Here is a 16,076-nt window from a genome sequence, read left to right on the forward strand (position 1 = left end):
CCGGACACCCTGCCTTCCGACAGGAACAGACGCAGTGGCTGCGCGCACTGTGGTTGCACTCACTGTGGTTGCAATCTTCGCATCGCTGCTGTTGCCTTGGCTGCGTGCAGACGCGCAGGAAACCTCCGATAGTCGCGCGCAGAATAACGGCCAATCGTTCACCCTCAAGGTGGAGAGCGATCTGGTGCTGACAAACGTGGTCGTGCGCGATAAGAAGACGGGCGAAGTCGTGCGTGGTCTCACCGAGAACGATTTCACCGTTCTGGAAAGTGGGCGACAGCAACGCATCGCCACCTTCGACTTCCAGAGCGTGGACCAGGCCGTCGCTCTGCAGGAAGCTACCGTAAGCGGCACCTCCGGGCCGATCGTTTTGGGTAAGCCAGGAACTGGCGCAAACGACGAGCAACTGCGCAACCATCGGCTGATTGTTCTATTCTTCGATCTCACCTCGATGCAAGTAGAGGATCTGGACCGCTCCGTTGCCGCTGCCCGCGACTACATCAACAAACAGATGCAGCCAGCCGACCTTGTTGCATTGGTCTCGCTCAGCACTTCGCTCTCTCTCGATCAGGACTTCACCTCTAACAAAAAGTTGCTGCTTAGCGGAGTAGGCCGCTACAACGGCTCTGAAGGACAAGGCTTTGCCCAGGGCGGCACTGGCAATGCGAGCGAGGATGCAAGCGGCTACACCGCAGACGAAAGCGAGTACAACTCCATCAATACGGATCGCGAACTCTTTGCTATCGCCGCGGTCGCAAAGTCGCTCGCAGGCATCAACCAGAAAAAATCTTTGCTCTACTTCTCCGGAGGTCTAACTCGAAGCGGCATTGAAAACCAGGCATCGCTGCGCGCGGTGGTCAATGCATCGGTTCGCGCAAACGTCTCCATCTATAGCGTCGATACTCGTGGGTTGGAGGCTATTTCGCCGCTGGGCGATGCCACCAAAGGAAGCCTGCGCGGAACAGGAGCCTTCAACGGTTCCGCGATGCAAACAAACCTCGATGCAAACTTCTCCTCGCAGGAGACTCTCTCGACTCTCTCCGCCGACACCGGGGGCAAGGCCTTTCTGGATGCGAACGATTTTGCGCCGGCATTTCAACGCATACAGCAGGACACCTCGGCGTATTACGTCCTTGGTTTCCGCTCGACCAACCTGGTTCGTGATGGACGTTTTCGCAAGCTGACAATCAGGGTGAACCGGAAGGACGTCAAACTGGAATACCGGCCCGGCTACTATGCGCCGGCGGACTTCCGTCACTCCAACAAGGAAGATCGCGAGCGCGAACTCACCGAGCAACTGCAGAGTGATCTGCCGGCAACCGATGTATCTGTGTATCTGCAGGCGCTCTACTTCCGCCTCGACGAAAACCGCTTCTATGTGCCGGTATCAATCATCGTGCCCGGCTCGCAGATCCCCTTTGTCAAGGGCGGGGATCGCGACAAGGCGACGCTCGACATCATTGGAGAGATCAAGGATGCGCAGGGTCACCAGATCAGCGATGCACGGGAAACGGTGAAGCTGGCCATTGATGAATCGCAGCAGATTGCGCGGAAGAATATCCAGTACTCGACAGCCTTCACGCTGCCCGCCGGCAAGTTCCATCTGAAGTTTCTCGTGCGCGAAAACGAAACCGGACGCATGGGTTCCTTTGAGGCAGACATCACGGTTCCCGACCTGAAGAAGATGCCCCTGAAGATGAGTTCCATTGTGCTTTCCAGCCAGCGTGTTCCCGCGGGAAAGCAGAAGTCCGAGAGCCCGCTTGTCCGGGATGGCCTGCAATGGGTTCCCAACGTCTCCCATGTATTCCGCGGAGATCAGCACCTCTATTTTCTCTATGAGGTCTACGACCCCACCGCGGTGAAAGCGGCAACAAAATCAACGGTCAAAGTGCTGACCAGCATTGAGTTTCTGCAAGGTTCAACGAAGGTGTTCGAAACTCCGCTGGTCGAAGCCAATGCGACAAATGTTGCGGGACGAGATGCTGTCGCGTTTCAGTTCGACGTACCGCTCACCGATCTCAAAGCCGGGCTCTATACCTGCCAGATAAACGTCATCGATGACGCCGGAGGCAGCTTCAGCTTTCCCCGCCTGGCGCTTTTAGTCCGCGATAGCAGCAGCGCTGCGGCTGCCCTTCCCGCACCCTCCTCACATGTCTCCCCGGGAACCGAAAAACGTTAACGACGCAGAGGACAGAGGAAGGTTAATATGTATCCTCTCTGGGGATCGCGGAAACGAAGGGAGAATTATGGCTACGCTCACAATGGAATCTACTATCCAGTCGCTATTGGCTCCGGGCAAAGGCATTCTGGCTGCGGACGAGAGTTTCCCGAGCATCGCAAAACGCTTCAAGGAAGTGAATATTCCTTCGACCGAAGAAAATCGTCGGGCATATCGCGACATGCTCTTCGCAACTCCAGGGCTGAATGAGTTCATCAGCGGTGTCATCCTGTTCGATGAAACGCTGCGCCAAAAGATGAAGAGCGGCGTTCCGATGCCGGCAGCGCTCACAAAGCTGGGCATCGTTCCTGGGATCAAGGTCGACCTGGGAGCCATTGCTCTGCCCAACTTTCCCGATGAGAAATTCACCCAGGGCCTCGATGGCCTTCGCGAGCGGCTCGCGGAGTATGTGACCCTTGGAGCCAGGTTCACCAAGTGGCGCGCCGTAATCAAAATCGGGGAGCAGTTGCCCACGCGAACCTGTATCCAGGCAAATGCCACGATGCTGGCCATATTTGCCGCGCTCAGCCAGGAGGCGGGACTGGTTCCCATTGTGGAACCCGAGGTGCTAATGGATGGATCTCACACTTTGGATCGCTGCGAAGAGGTCATCACGCACACCCTCCGGAGCGTCTTTGACACACTCTCTCACTATCGAGTGGTGCTGGAACAAATGGTGCTCAAATCCAGCATGGTGCTTTCCGGCAAGGATTGCCCGCAACAGGCCGATGTGCCAACCGTCGCCTCTGCCACAATCCGCTGCTTCCGCCGCTCAGTGCCGGCAGCCGTACCTGGAATTGTCTTTCTCTCCGGCGGCCAGCAGGACGTCGAGGCTACACAACGATTGAACGCGATCTGCAAGGTGACCGACGTTCCATGGAAGATCACTTTCTCTTATGGACGCGCGCTGCAGGCTCCCGCACTCAAGACCTGGCGGGGTTCCGAGGGCCAGATTGCCGCCGGTCAGGCTGCGCTCTACCATCGAGCGAAGTGCAACGGATACGCGGTTCAAGGTAAGTATTCTGAACAGATTGAATCCGCCAAAAACTGATGACGATGTTCTACGAATCCCTGAATCCACGTCTCCTAAATCCACGCCGACTGTGCAGGAAGTTTCACACCACAATGCCTGCCCGGTAGACGTGGATTTAGGTACGTTCCTGTTACATTTTGGCTGCACCGGAGAGGAAATCCTTAGCGCAATAAAGCAAATCGAGCGGCAAGGAATAAGGCCGTTTAGACGCTGTTTTCACGCCAAAAATGCACAATTAGCGGTCCTCCCACTATCCATTCCCACCCGCTGACCGTGCACTCATTTGTGATTGGGATCACAAAAAATCCCCCAAACGGGGGCTAAATGTCATAGGATAAGTCTAGTAACAGTTCGTTGATGAGATCGTCTGGGGCCGGCCAATACCCCTCTCAAGACTTACCTCAGAATTTCATCGTAGTGCTGTAGATGCTTTCTTATGCAGCTCTTAGTGTTCATCCATCAAGAGAGGGCTTCGTCTTCATTCTTCTTTTCCTGAGGGTGTATCATCCCTCCCGGGCAAAGCTGTCATTGTGGCATTACGGAGAAGGAACTCACGAAAATGCTTGCGAAAGGACTCCAGGTAACTCGGGCGATCCTGCGGGGTGCGATGTTTTTGCCGCTGCTTGCGTGCCAACGCGCGCTGGCTGCGTCCTCCACCAGTATCTTTGCCCCAGGGTCCACCCCGGCAAAGTCGATCGTCGATCTGTCAATTTTCGTTATAGCGCTCACCGGCACAATCTTCGTGGTGGTGGCGTCTTTACTTGTCTATGTTATTGTCCGCTATCACCATCGCCGCATGGATGACGAGAGCGAGCCTCCGCAGATTTATGGCAGCAGCCAGGTCGAAATGGCCTGGACGGTGGTGCCAGTACTTATCGTCGTCGTTCTTTTCCTCACCACTGCCCGCGTCATTTTTGGGATTCAGGATGCACGCAAGCCCAAGAATGCGGTCGACGTGACGGTGATCGGGCATCAATTCTGGTGGGAATTTCGCTATCCCAAGCAGGGGATTGTCACGGCAAATGAATTGCATGTGCCCGTAAGCGATGCGCATGACCCCTCTCCCACGTTTCTCACCTTGCTTTCCGCAGATGTCGATCACAGCTTCTGGGTGCCCGAACTGGCAGGAAAGACCGATCTGATTCCCAACCACCCGAACAGTATGTGGATTGATCCGCATACTGCGGGAGTGTACCTGGGGCAGTGCGCGCAATTCTGCGGTACCCAGCATGCCAAGATGCTGTTGCGTGTGGTCGTCCAGCCGAAGGCGGAGTTCGAGCAATGGGTACGCGATCAGAAGGCCGTAGCTCAGCAGAGCGATGCTGTGGCGGCAGGGCGTCATGTCTTCGAGACGCAGGCCTGCATCAACTGCCATACAATCTCCGGCACTGTGGGCACGGGGCGTTTTGGACCCGACCTGTCGCACCTGATGAGCCGGGCAACCCTCGCCGCGGGTGCTGTTCCCAATACGCCGCAAGATCTGCGGCAATGGATCCGGGAACCGGATTCGATCAAACCGGGCTCGCTGATGCCGGCCATGAACCTGAGCGATCAGCAACTCGATCAGCTAACCGCTTATCTCTCAACGTTGCGCTAAACATGTAGGGGCTCGATACCATGGCTGATACCACCATCTCGATTGCCGCGCTGGATGAAACACCTCCGGAGCGGCCTCACGGTACGTTTCTGGAAGTGGTGCACGACTGGCTGATCACCGTCGATCACAAAAAGCTCGGCATCATGTATATCGTCTACGCTGTGTTCTTCCTGATAGTTGCCGGGTTGGAAGCGCTGGCGATCCGTGTTCAGCTTGCCGTCGCGCACAATCACTTCCTGTCGCCTCAGGTCTATAACCGCATGTTCACCATGCACGGCACGACCATGGTCTTCCTGGTGGGCATGCCGATCCTCTTCGGGTTCGGGAACTACTTCGTCCCCCTGATGATTGGCGCGCGCGACATGGCGTTCCCGCGGCTGAATGCCTTCAGCTTCTGGATGACGGCGATGGGCGGCCTCCTGCTGTATTACAGCTTTTTAGGAGGCGGTCTCTATGGCGCAAGCAGCGCGCCGGATGTCGGCTGGTTCGCTTATGCTCCGCTTACCGCCCGGGCCTTCTCGCGTGGCCATGCCACCGATTTCTGGACGCTCTCGCTGCTGGTCAGTGGTGTCGGTACGGTGGGCACGGCGATCAACATTATCGCCACCGTCGTCTGCATGCGTTGCAAAGGGATGACGATGATGCGTATGGCCCTGTTCCCCTGGGTCATGCTGGTCATGTCGGGGCTGACGCTGGTAACCATCACGCCCCTGACCGCAGCGCAGGTCATGCTGGTCATTGATCGCTACCTCGGCGGACACTTCTTCGACACCCAGGCCGGTGGTTCCGCCATTGTATGGATCCACTTTTTCTGGATTTTCGGGCACCCGGAAGTATATGTGCTGGTCTTGCCCGCGTTTGCCTTCGCCAACGAGATCATCCCGGTCTTCTCCCGTAAGGCGATCTTTGGATATCCGGCCATGGTTGCGGCTTCCGCCGGCATCGCCTTCGTCAGCCTGGGCGTCTGGGCGCACCATATGTTCACCGTCGGCATGACCTCCGCGGGAAACACATTCTTCGTCCTGTCCACCATGCTCGTGAGTATCCCGACCGGCATCAAGCTCTTCAACTGGCTCGCCACTATGTGGGGCGGCAAGATCCGATTTGCGACTCCGATGCTGTTCAGCACCGGGTTCCTCTTCCAGTTCCTGATCGCCGGACTGACCGGCATCATGCTGGCCGTGGCGCCATGGAACTGGCAACTCCATAATTCCTACTTCGTCGTAGCGCACTTCCACTATGTGCTGGTGGGCGCAATCGTATTTATGATCTTTGCGGCGTTCTATTACTGGTATCCCAAGGTTACGGGCCGCATGCTGGACGAAACACTGGGCAAATGGCACTTCTGGCTCTTCCTGATCGGGTTTCACGTCACCTTTGACCTGATGCACATCCCCGGCATGCTTGGCATGCCGCGCCAGATTTATACCTACGAGCCCAACCGGGGATGGGAGGGCTGGAACCTCGCCGTCTCCATCGGGGGGTTCATCCAGGCGATCGCTGTCGCAATCTTCGCCTACAACCTTATCCACTCCTACTTCAAGGGCAAGGTTGCCGGGAACGATCCATGGGATGCCTGGACGCTGGAGTGGGCCACTACCTCGCCTCCTCCCGTCTATAACTTCGCCGTTGACCCTGTCGTCCGCAGCCGCCGTCCGCTGTGGGATCTAAAGCATCCGGAAGATCCGGATTGGAAGTACGAGTAAGGAACAAGCGCGAATGAGCACCATCCCTATTACAGCTATCGCTTCCGAAGATCGTCCGTGGGTGCTTCCCTCCCGTGGCCGTATCGGCATGTATTGTGTGATCATCGCGGAGTCGGCGATCTTCACCATCTTTGTGGTTGCCTATATCTACAACCTGGGCAAAAGCATCTATGGACCGACGCCACGCCAGGTTCTTGACATCCCGATCTTCAATACCGTCTGCCTGCTCTCAAGCAGCTTAACCATCATGATGGCGGAGCACCTGATCGAAAAGGGTCGTATACGCGCCTTCACATTCTGGTGGGCGCTGACCTTCGTTCTCGGCGCAATCTTCCTGGTCGGTACCGGTATAGAGTGGCACAAGCTGATCTACCACGACGGATTGACGATCGCCACCAACCTCTTCGGTACAACTTACTACTCCCTGGTTGGCCTGCATGCCTCGCACGTAGTCATTGGCCTCATCGGGCTGTTGACTGTACTGCTCTTCGCCCTTACGGGCCACATCAAGCAGCAGCACTCCGAACGCCTGCAGGTGTTCGCCATGTACTGGCACTTTGTGGACGCAGTCTGGGTCGTAGTATTCACGGTTGTCTATATCATCGGCCGCTGACGGGAAAAACATGGATACATCTCACGAACATTCCGAAAATGACGTTGTCCAACTGCCTGCGCCGACCGCCTGGCCGTTCATTCTTGCGTTTGGTCTGACATTAAGCGCTGCGGGACTGGTAACCAATATGGGGATCGGCATGCTCGGCGGCCTGCTTACGCTCTATGGATGCGTAGGCTGGTTCCGTCAGGTGCTGCCGCACGAGCATCACGAAACCATCCCGGTGAAGGTGATCGATGTCCCCATCACCACCATGCGTCCGAAGGTCACGCATATCGAGATCAGCGAAAGCCACCGCGCCCGTCTGCCGCTGGAGGTCTACTCCGTGGGTTCGGGCCTGAAGGGCGGAATCGCCGGCGGTATCGCAATGATCATTCCGGCCCTTCTCTATGGCGCCTTGAAATACCACAGCATCTGGTATGCGGTGAACCTGCTGGGCGGCGTAGGCATTATGGGAGAACCGAATCCCAGCACTGCCTACATCGCGGCCTTCCATTGGCAGGCAGTCGCTGCAGCTACTGTCATCCACGTCGTCACATCTCTGCTCGTCGGCCTGCTGTATGCCGCCCTTTTGCCGATGATGCCGCGCCGTCCTATCCTGATGGGCGGCCTGATCGCTCCCCTGCTCTGGACCGGCCTTATCTATTCGACCCTGAATATCGTTAATCCGATACTTGATCAACGCATTGCCTGGGTCTGGTTCTTCCTTTCACAAATTGTCTTCGGCGTTGTCGCCGGATTGGTAGTAGCACGCCAGGGACGCATCCGGACCAGTCAGCATCTGCCTTTTGTCGTCCGCATGGGTCTGGAAGCACCTGGTCTGATTCAGTCTCACCATCAGGAGGATCTCCCGAAATGATCGGACGTTTGCTCAACGGCAGCGCTTTGGCGCTGTCCACTCTGATCGTTCTGGGCTGCAGTCACATGCCAGGCGCACCTGGCCCGGCAGCGGAAGTCACACGGCCAGACGCAATCCATGACTTTGCCACGCTCTACAAGCAGAACTGCTCCGCCTGCCACGGTGCGCAGGGACGGAATGGTCCATCGCTCGATCTCGCGGATCCCGTCTACCAGTCGCTGGTCGACGATGCATCCCTGCATATGATCATCACGAATGGCTATCCCGGTACGCTGATGCCCGCATTTGCGCGCAGCGCAGGAGGCATGCTGACCGACCAGCAGGTAGATGTGCTGGTCAATGGCATGCGATCCGAGTGGCGGAAGGCTGGCACGTTGAATGGCCAGAACGCGCCGCCCTATGAAGCCAGCACAAAGGGAGACGTGCAGCGGGGACAGCAGGCCTACACTACGTTCTGCGCCTCCTGCCATGGCACCGGATCGCAACGGGGTCCCAAGGCAGGCTCCATCACCGATACCACCTATCTTGGCCTGGTGAGCGATGATGCATTGCGCACCCTGATCATTGCAGGCCGCCCTGACCTGGGAGCGCCAGATTGGCGCAACGACGTACCCGGACATCCGATGACGGACCAGGACGTGACCGACGTTGTTGCGTGGCTATCGTCCCAGCGCTCGAAGACGCCTGGGCAACCCTATCCAGCAGTAAGCACCAAAGGAGAATCTGAATGAGCGACAACAACACCTTTTCCCGTCGAACGCTGATGAAACTGGGGATGCTCCTCAATGGAGCCGTCGCCATCGCCATCGCGACGCCGGTAGTGGGCTACCTGCTGTCGCCGGTGAAACGGAAGGGCGCCTATAAATCCTGGATTACCCTTGGCCCGCTCGGCGATTTCCCTGAAGGCCAGACGCGGCTGGTGAACTTCGAGAATCCCTCGACCCGCCCCTGGGACGGCCAGACGGCAAAAGCAGCCTGCTGGGTACGCCACCAGGAGGGCGAAAAATTCCAGGTATTCGCCATCAACTGCGCACATCTCGGTTGCCCCGTACGCTGGTTCCCACAGTCGGGACTCTTTATGTGCCCATGCCATGGCGGCGTTTACTATGCGGATGGCTCCCGTGCCTCCGGCCCGCCGGAGCGTGGACTCTTCGAATACGACTACAAGGTTGAGGACGGCCAACTGCACATCAACGCCGGTCAAATGCCAACACTCTCAAACGAAGCAATGCTCAGTAAGGGGAATCGCCCATGCGCTGGCTGAAAAATACCTTCGGCTGGGTAGAACGCCGCGTTCAGTTGGAAGAGTCTATCAAGGACGCTGCGTTGCACCCTGTCCCACGCAATACGGCCAGCTGGTGGTACGTATTCGGCAGCGCCTCGTTCGTGCTGCTGTTGCTGCAAATCGTCACCGGGGTCCTGCTGGCGATCGTCTATGTGCCCTCGGCGGGAAACGCGTGGAACAGTCTCGACGTGCTCAACCACCAGTTGACGCTGGGCTGGTTCCTGCGCGCCATGCACGGCTGGGGATCGAACTTCATGATCGCCGTGGTGCTGATCCACATGGCCCAGGTCTTCCTCTTTGGCGCATATAAGTTTCCCCGCGAGCTCACCTGGATCCTCGGCGTCTTCCTGCTGCTGATGACCTTGGGAATGGCGTTTACCGGCCAGGTGCTGCGCTTTGACCAGGATGCTTATTGGGGCCTCGGAATCGGCGCCTCCATAACCAGCCGCATCCCATTTATCGGCGGCTCGCTGGTGCATCTCCTGCTCGGCGGTCCAATCATAGCCGGCGCCACGCTCTCGCGCTTCTTTGCGCTGCATGTCTTCGTCATTCCCGGCACCATGCTGCTCTTCGCTTTCCTGCATGTGTGGATGGTGCTCAAGCTTGGAATCAATGAGTGGCCAATGCCGGGCCGCATCGTTCGCCGCGAAACCTATATCCAGGAGTACCACAACCTTACCCAGAAGGATGGCGTTCCATTCGTTCCCGATGCCTTCTGGAAAGACCTTGTCTTCTCCGGGATGATTCTGCTTGCGGTTGCGGTTTGCGCTGTCTGGTTCGGCCCCAATGGCCCCGGCGGCCAGCCTGACCCGACGATCATCCAGACCGCGCCAAAACCAGACTTCTTTTTCCTCTGGATCTACGCGGTTCTTTCCTACCTGCCCCCGAGTCTGGAGACTCCCTTTGTCCTGATCGCTCCCATCATCGGGGTGGCGATCCTGCTGGGGCTTCCCTTTGTTGCGGGACAGGGCGAGAAGAGCTGGCACCGCCGTCCAGTCGCGGTATTGACGGTGATGACGGTTGCCGTGGGCTTCGTGGTTCTTACGCATCTCGCCAGCTTCGCTCCCTGGAGCCCGCAGATGGATGCGTGGAGTGGCGACCCGATTCCGACAAAATATCTGCATGCTGCGACTCCGGTCGAGCGTCAGGGCGCAGTCGTCTTCCAGGCCAAGCAGTGCCGCAATTGTCATCAGCTTGGCGGAACGGGTGGCGAACGCGGTCCGGCGCTGGATGCCGTTGCCACGCGCCTCACGGAGGATCAGCTCATCCGCCAGGTCATCCAGGGCGGCGGGAATATGCCTGCGTATGGCAAGAATCTCTCGCCGGCAGAAGTGACGGCACTGGTGCGCTTCCTCGAAACGCTTCGCCCCGAAGGGGAGCAACCCGCGCGTGACGCATCGCAACAAGCTGTAACAACAGGTACTATGGGCCCGCAGCAACCTGCCGGGCAACGCTAGATGTCTTCCGCAGTACAAGCGGCTCTCGCTTCCTGGGCCTTTCCGCCGTGGATCAGTGTCTCTCTGCTACTCACAGCACTGATCTACTGGCGGGGATGGCGCAAGCTGCAGTTCACGCGCCCCGCATCCTTCCCGGTCTGGAGACTTGCCTGCTTCTGGACGGGGCTTCTCACCCTGTGGCTGGCGGTTGCCTCACCTCTCGACTCCCTTGGCGGCATGCTGCTTTTTCTGCACATGACACAGCACCTCGTGCTCATGTCTGTCGCTCCCCCGCTGATCCTGCTTGGAGCGCCCGTAGTGCCTCTGCTCCGCGGCCTTCCTCGCTCGTTTGTGCGCGAGGCACTTGGCCCATTTTTCAGCATGGGAGTTCTGCATAAGCTGGGCAGCTTCCTCACCCGCCCTGCCGTCGGTTGGCTGGCGATGAACCTCACCTACATAGGGTGGCATTTAACCCCGGCCTATGAACTCGCTCTGCACTCCCCCGCCTGGCATGAGGTGGAGCACGCCTTCTTCTTCTTTTCCTGCATCCTCTTCTGGTGGCCGATCATTCTCCCCTGGCCCAGCGTCGCCCGCGGTTCGCGCTGGCTGATCTTGCCATATCTGGTCACCGCCGACCTGGTGAACACCGGGCTCTCCGCATTCTTCTGCTTCGCTGGCCGGACGCTTTACCCCACCTACAGCGAAGTCCCGCGGCTCTTTGGCCTTACGGCATTGCAGGATCAGATCGCAGCCGGAGCACTCATGTGGGTCATCGGCTCGACTATTTTTCTGGTCCCCGCAGGCTGGATCACGCTGCAGTTGCTTTCGCCAAAGCTGACGTCCCGGCAAGAGGCTGCCGTTCCACGGCGCGTGCCGCGGCCCGTTGATTCGCGGCCCTTCGACCTGTTGCGCGTCCCCCTGATCGGATGGCTCCTGCGCGCCCGCTACGGACGCATGGGCCTGCAGGCCATCACGCTGGCGATTGCCATTGTGGCGATTCTCCACGGCCTGTTTGGCCACCCCATGGGCTCGATGAACCTCGCGGGAATCGTGCCCTGGACCTATGCGCGTGCACTCGGAGTCATAGCTCTGCTTGCCGCCGGCAACCTCTTCTGCATGGCCTGCCCCTTCACCCTGCCACGCGAGCTGGGCCATCGGATGGGCCTGGCAACGCGAACCTGGCCTGTCTGGCTGCGGAATAAGTGGCTGAGTGCATTCCTGCTGGTCTTTCTCTTCTGGATGTTTGAAGCATTTACCTTCTGGGATCAGCCTGCACGCACGGCCTGGATCGTGATTGCCTACTTTGTAGCTGCCTTTGTTACAGATACCTTTTTCCGCGGGGCGAGTTTCTGCAAATATGTCTGTCCCATTGGCCAGTTCAACTTTGTCAGTTCCCTGCTTTCTCCGCTTGAAGTGAAGTCCGCAAGTCCCAGCGTATGCTCCAGTTGCAAGACGCATGATTGCATCGCCGGAAATGAGCGGCAGCGCGGGTGCGAACTGCAGCTCTTCATTCCGCAGAAGACCGGGAACATGGATTGCACCCTCTGTATGGACTGCGTCAAGGCATGCCCCCATGACAACATCGTGATTGCGGCTGGGCCTCCCGCACGCGATCTGCTCATCGATCCTGTGCGTTCTTCCATTGGCCGGCTCTCTTCCCGCGTCGATATCGCAACAGTCGCTTTAGTGGTTGTATCGGCAGCATTCGCAACCAGCGCGGTCATGGTCGAGCCAGTCTCCGCCTGGCTGCAACATATCGGCGGTCTCATGCCCGGCTATAGCGCTCTGGCGACCAGCTTTGTAGCGTCCTTCCTGCTCCCCGCAACCCTGCTGCTTATAACTGTCGCCGCGGCCTATGCTGTTTGGAAGTTCTCCCAGTCACCACAGCCAGCACGCGTCCTCTTTTGCCGCCTCTCGCTAGCGCTGCTTCCGCTTGGACTGGGCATGTGGGCTGCACATCTTCTCTTCCACCTGCTCAGCGGCTGGAGCACGCTGGTTCCCGGGGTGCAACAGGCCGCCATCGACCTTGGCATCTTCGCCCTGGGCAGGCCGCAATGGGGCGCGGCTATGAGTAGCCCGTTGACCGCCAATGGTATGCTTCTGCTGCAACTGCTCATCCTCGATGGCGGGCTGCTGCTCTCGCTCTATGTGGGGTGGCGCGTGGTTCGCGGAATGATCGGCGGAATTGTGCGCCCGGCATGCTCTATGCTGCCGTGGGCCGCAGTGGTTGCTTCGCTCTATGCTGTGGGTATATGGATACTGCTGCAGCCAATGCAGATGCGAAACATGGTACATGGATGAAGCGCTGGATAGTCTTGCTGATGATGATCGCGCTCACTGGCACCGCCTATGCGGATGGCGGACGAGTGCGACTGCAGCAGGCTTCCGGGGATTTCGTCATTACGCTGTTCACCTCTCCCGAGCCGCTCACGACGGGCGAAGCCGACTTCAGCGTTCTGGTTCAGGATCGCTCCACGCAGCAGGTTGTCCTCGATGCCCTGGTCGACCTTGAACTACGCTCTCCATCCGGAGAAGCGGAAACCTCCTTCCTGACGCACGGCGGCGCAAGCAACAAGATTTTGCAGGGCGCCACGGTCCGCCTGCCACGAACAGGAACGTGGCGGGCTACTGTCATGGTGCATCGAGGAGCGGAGAAAGCGGCATGTTCGACATCGTTCGATGTCGCGGCCAGTCACTCAAGAAGAACCCTCGTCCTGATCTTCCTGATCCTGCCACTGCTGGTAATTGCGCTCTTCCTCGTTCACCAGGCACAGCGCTTCCGGCAGGCTTCTCCGCTAAGACAAGACAGATAAGACGCAGTTCTCCTGCCTATTTCGGCGCTGGCGTAATGTCCGTGACCGGTAGATCCCAGTGACTCAGCAATATCTCGAAGCGTCTCTGCTCTTCCCGCTTATATCTCTCCTTATCCGGCCAAAGCTGCCGGATCGATGCGTTCTCCTGCGGATCGGGAGTGGTTGCCGCGGTGGAGTTTTTAAACTGGATCGTGACGCGATAATCCCAGCGCGCCTCTTCCGTCATGTGGTTGGCAGGAGTCTCAATCTTCACTGAGACCATCCTTCCCTCCTGCACTCCCTTTTGCAGCAGCGGGTAATGGTTGCGGAGAAAGAGGTCTAGGAATTCCTGCTGATGCCCCCACTGAACCTTGTAGTAGTACTCCATCGTGTAGGGGTGGTCCGCCGCAACCTGCGGGGGAGCCCCTTGTGCGAACAACGGTATGGTAAACACCGCAAACAAGAGAACCATGACTGCACGCTTCATCCATCCCTCCTTCACTCCGGTAGAGTCCGCGAAATCCGTGGCGGGAGCACGTCATCATTCTTAGCTACAACCCCGCAACTGCACAACGGGAAACAGTCCGGGCGCGGCAACCATGCCCTGCGGAGCATCGGAGCCCCACGAGGAAATAGGGGATCTGCGGCGGTGTTCTCTGCGCCGCGATTGTGCAAAAATGAGAGGATAAACTCCCATGCCGAACCCAAATACACCCGAGTCCGAACCCACCCCCGAGTCTAATGAGTCCTTTGGCGACCTTCTTTCTCAGTATGAGCAGAGCCATTCGCGCGAGGCAGAAGGCGGCGCGAAGCAGTTGCTGGGCACCGTCGTCGCTGTCACTGCCGATTCCGTGTTGCTCGATATCGGCTTCAAGAGCGAAGGCATCCTGCCCCTTGCACCGTTCCAGGCCGCCGGAGAAACGGTAACCCCCGGCGATACCTTTCAGGTCTCGGTCAAGGGCCGCGATGCCGATGGATACTACGAGCTATCCCGCTTTAAGACTGCCTTGCCGAAGGATTGGTCAGCGTTAGAGCGCGCCTTCGCGGACAAGACGACGATCATGGGAACAGTGACGGGCGTCGTCAAGGGTGGCCTGCACGTGGATGTGGGAGTACGCGCCTTTATGCCCGCTTCGCGAAGCGGGGTGCGCGATGCCGCCGAAATGGAGAAGCTCGTCGGCCAGGAGATTCGCTGCCGCATCATTAAGCTCGATGTCGCCGACGAAGATGTAGTTGTCGATCGCCGCGTGGTTACGGAAGAAGAAGAGCGCGCAACCAGGGAGCAGCGTTACTCCGCGATGAAAGAAGGCGATACGGTCCATGGCGAGGTACGCAGCCTGACCGACTATGGCGCCTTCGTCGATCTCGGCGGTGTGGACGGCTTGCTGCATGTGAGCGACCTGAGCTGGGCCCGCGTCACCAAGCCATCGGACGTGCTCACGGTAGGGCAGGAAGTTGAAGTCCGGGTCCTCAAAATCGATCAGGAGAAGCGGCGTATTTCCCTTGGAATGAAGCAGCTTCAGCCCCATCCATGGGATTCTCTCGCCGAGAAGTACAAGGTCGGCGACCGCATACGCGGCACGGTAACGCGCGTTATGGACTTCGGTGCATTCGTAGAGCTCGAGCCCGGCGTTGAGGGCCTGATCCATATCTCAGATATGTCCTGGGCCAGAAGAGTGCGAACTGCCGGCGATGTTGTGAAGCAAGGCGAGACGGTTGAAGCAGTACTCCTCGGACTGGATCTAGCCGAACGGCGGATTTCGCTGGGGCTCAAGCAGGCATTGGGCGATCCGTGGGCAGAAGCTGCTCAGAAATATCCCACGGGCACGGTAATCGAAGGCCCGGTTACCAGCATCACGAAATTTGGCGCATTTGTGCAGCTTGCTGAGGGCGTCGAGGGCATGATCCACGTGAGTGAGATCAGCGCGGAAAAGCGCATCAATCATCCGCAGGATGTTCTTAAGCTGGGTCAGGTGGTCAAGGCCCAGGTGCTGGAGATCGACAAGGAAAAACGCCAGCTCCGCCTGAGCATGAAGCAACTCGTCCCCACCAGCCTCGACGAATTTCTTGCCGAACACAAGCCGGGCGATGATGTAACAGGTCGCATTCTCGAAGTCTCTAACGGAAAAGCGCGCGTAGAACTGGGGGAAGGCATCCAGGCAAGTTGCAGCCTTCCCGCCCAGAGCGCTGCTGCCACGCAACCGGAATCCAAGGCAGACCTTGCATCGCTCAGCGCAATGCTCAAGGCTCGTTGGAAGGGCGCCGCTTCCAGCAATGCGCCCGGACCGGATATCGTTCGCAGCGGAGAGATTCGCAGCTTCCGAATAACGAAGCTGGATCCTGCAACGAAGGCTATCGAGCTGGAATTGCTGCAATAGACTGACATGCAAAGAGTTATAAGGTCAGGCCACCCTTCTCTGAGTTGGCAGCGGCAAGATCGCACAGTTGTGTGCGGCCGTGTGCTGTCAATGATTCCTGGATGAATAGATTCTCTGCGTGCTGGGGAATCAAGCCCAGGGTGACCGCAGTCACTTCTT

At 58.3% G+C, this 16,076-nt stretch carries 13 protein-coding genes; 12 read left to right on the forward strand and 1 reads right to left on the reverse strand.

Translation table 11 applies throughout. The annotated features are described in order from the left end of the window. Positions 1 to 34: 34 nt before the first annotated feature. The 11 genes from VM554_13495 to VM554_13545 all read left to right on the forward strand — a co-directional run bounded on the left by VM554_13495 (position 35) and on the right by VM554_13545 (position 13,560). Positions 35 to 2,179 (forward strand): VWA domain-containing protein, encoded by a 2,145-nt coding sequence (locus tag VM554_13495; GenBank protein HVJ09387.1) that lies wholly within the window; start codon positions 35 to 37, stop codon positions 2,177 to 2,179. A gap of 67 nt (positions 2,180 to 2,246) precedes the next feature. Further along, complete coding sequence (locus VM554_13500; protein HVJ09388.1) at positions 2,247 to 3,269, forward strand: class I fructose-bisphosphate aldolase; 1,023 nt, start codon at positions 2,247 to 2,249, stop codon at positions 3,267 to 3,269. A 541-nt stretch (positions 3,270 to 3,810) separates the two neighbouring features. Beyond that, positions 3,811 to 4,848 (forward strand): cytochrome c oxidase subunit II, encoded by a 1,038-nt coding sequence (gene coxB, locus VM554_13505; protein HVJ09389.1) that lies wholly within the window; start codon positions 3,811 to 3,813, stop codon positions 4,846 to 4,848. Positions 4,849 to 4,868: 20 nt separating this feature from the next. Beyond that, complete coding sequence (ctaD, locus tag VM554_13510; GenBank protein ID HVJ09390.1) at positions 4,869 to 6,554, forward strand: cytochrome c oxidase subunit I; 1,686 nt, start codon at positions 4,869 to 4,871, stop codon at positions 6,552 to 6,554. Positions 6,555 to 6,567: 13 nt separating this feature from the next. Next, positions 6,568 to 7,167 carry a heme-copper oxidase subunit III gene (locus tag VM554_13515; GenBank protein ID HVJ09391.1) on the forward strand — a complete coding sequence of 200 codons (600 nt, stop codon included), beginning with the start codon at positions 6,568 to 6,570 and terminating at the stop codon, positions 7,165 to 7,167. Between the two features lie 10 nt (positions 7,168 to 7,177). Further along, positions 7,178 to 8,026, forward strand: coding sequence for a hypothetical protein (locus VM554_13520; GenBank protein ID HVJ09392.1), 849 nt, complete (start codon positions 7,178 to 7,180; stop codon positions 8,024 to 8,026). Next, on the forward strand, positions 8,023 to 8,757 hold the full coding sequence (locus VM554_13525; protein ID HVJ09393.1) for a c-type cytochrome: 735 nt from the start codon (positions 8,023 to 8,025) through the stop codon (positions 8,755 to 8,757). The genes VM554_13520 and VM554_13525 overlap by 4 nt, the downstream gene beginning before the upstream one ends. After that, positions 8,754 to 9,290 (forward strand): Rieske (2Fe-2S) protein, encoded by a 537-nt coding sequence (locus tag VM554_13530; GenBank protein ID HVJ09394.1) that lies wholly within the window; start codon positions 8,754 to 8,756, stop codon positions 9,288 to 9,290. Before VM554_13525 ends, VM554_13530 begins: the two co-directional genes overlap by 4 nt. Further along, positions 9,278 to 10,768, forward strand: a complete 1,491-nt coding sequence (locus VM554_13535) for a cytochrome b N-terminal domain-containing protein (GenBank protein ID HVJ09395.1) — start codon at positions 9,278 to 9,280, stop codon at positions 10,766 to 10,768. Before VM554_13530 ends, VM554_13535 begins: the two co-directional genes overlap by 13 nt. Then, entirely contained in the window at positions 10,769 to 13,048 is a 2,280-nt protein-coding gene (locus VM554_13540) for a cytochrome c oxidase assembly protein (protein HVJ09396.1), read from the forward strand. After that, a complete protein-coding gene (locus tag VM554_13545) occupies positions 13,045 to 13,560 on the forward strand; it encodes a hypothetical protein (protein ID HVJ09397.1) in 516 nt (171 codons plus the stop codon). Before VM554_13540 ends, VM554_13545 begins: the two co-directional genes overlap by 4 nt. Before the next feature lie 16 nt (positions 13,561 to 13,576). On the opposite strand, the gene VM554_13550 is transcribed toward VM554_13545, so the two are convergent. Then, positions 13,577 to 14,026, reverse strand: a complete 450-nt coding sequence (locus tag VM554_13550) for a hypothetical protein (protein HVJ09398.1) — start codon at positions 14,024 to 14,026, stop codon at positions 13,577 to 13,579. 208 nt (positions 14,027 to 14,234) lie between these two features. Here VM554_13550 and VM554_13555 point away from each other — a divergent pair, with 208 nt between their 5' ends. After that, positions 14,235 to 15,917: a 30S ribosomal protein S1 gene (locus VM554_13555; GenBank protein ID HVJ09399.1), complete on the forward strand. Its 1,683-nt coding sequence runs from the start codon at positions 14,235 to 14,237 to the stop codon at positions 15,915 to 15,917. Positions 15,918 to 16,076 lie beyond the last annotated feature (159 nt).

It is taken from the genome of Acidisarcina sp., assembly GCA_035539175.1.
Lineage (GTDB): Bacteria > Acidobacteriota > Terriglobia > Terriglobales > Acidobacteriaceae > JANXZS01.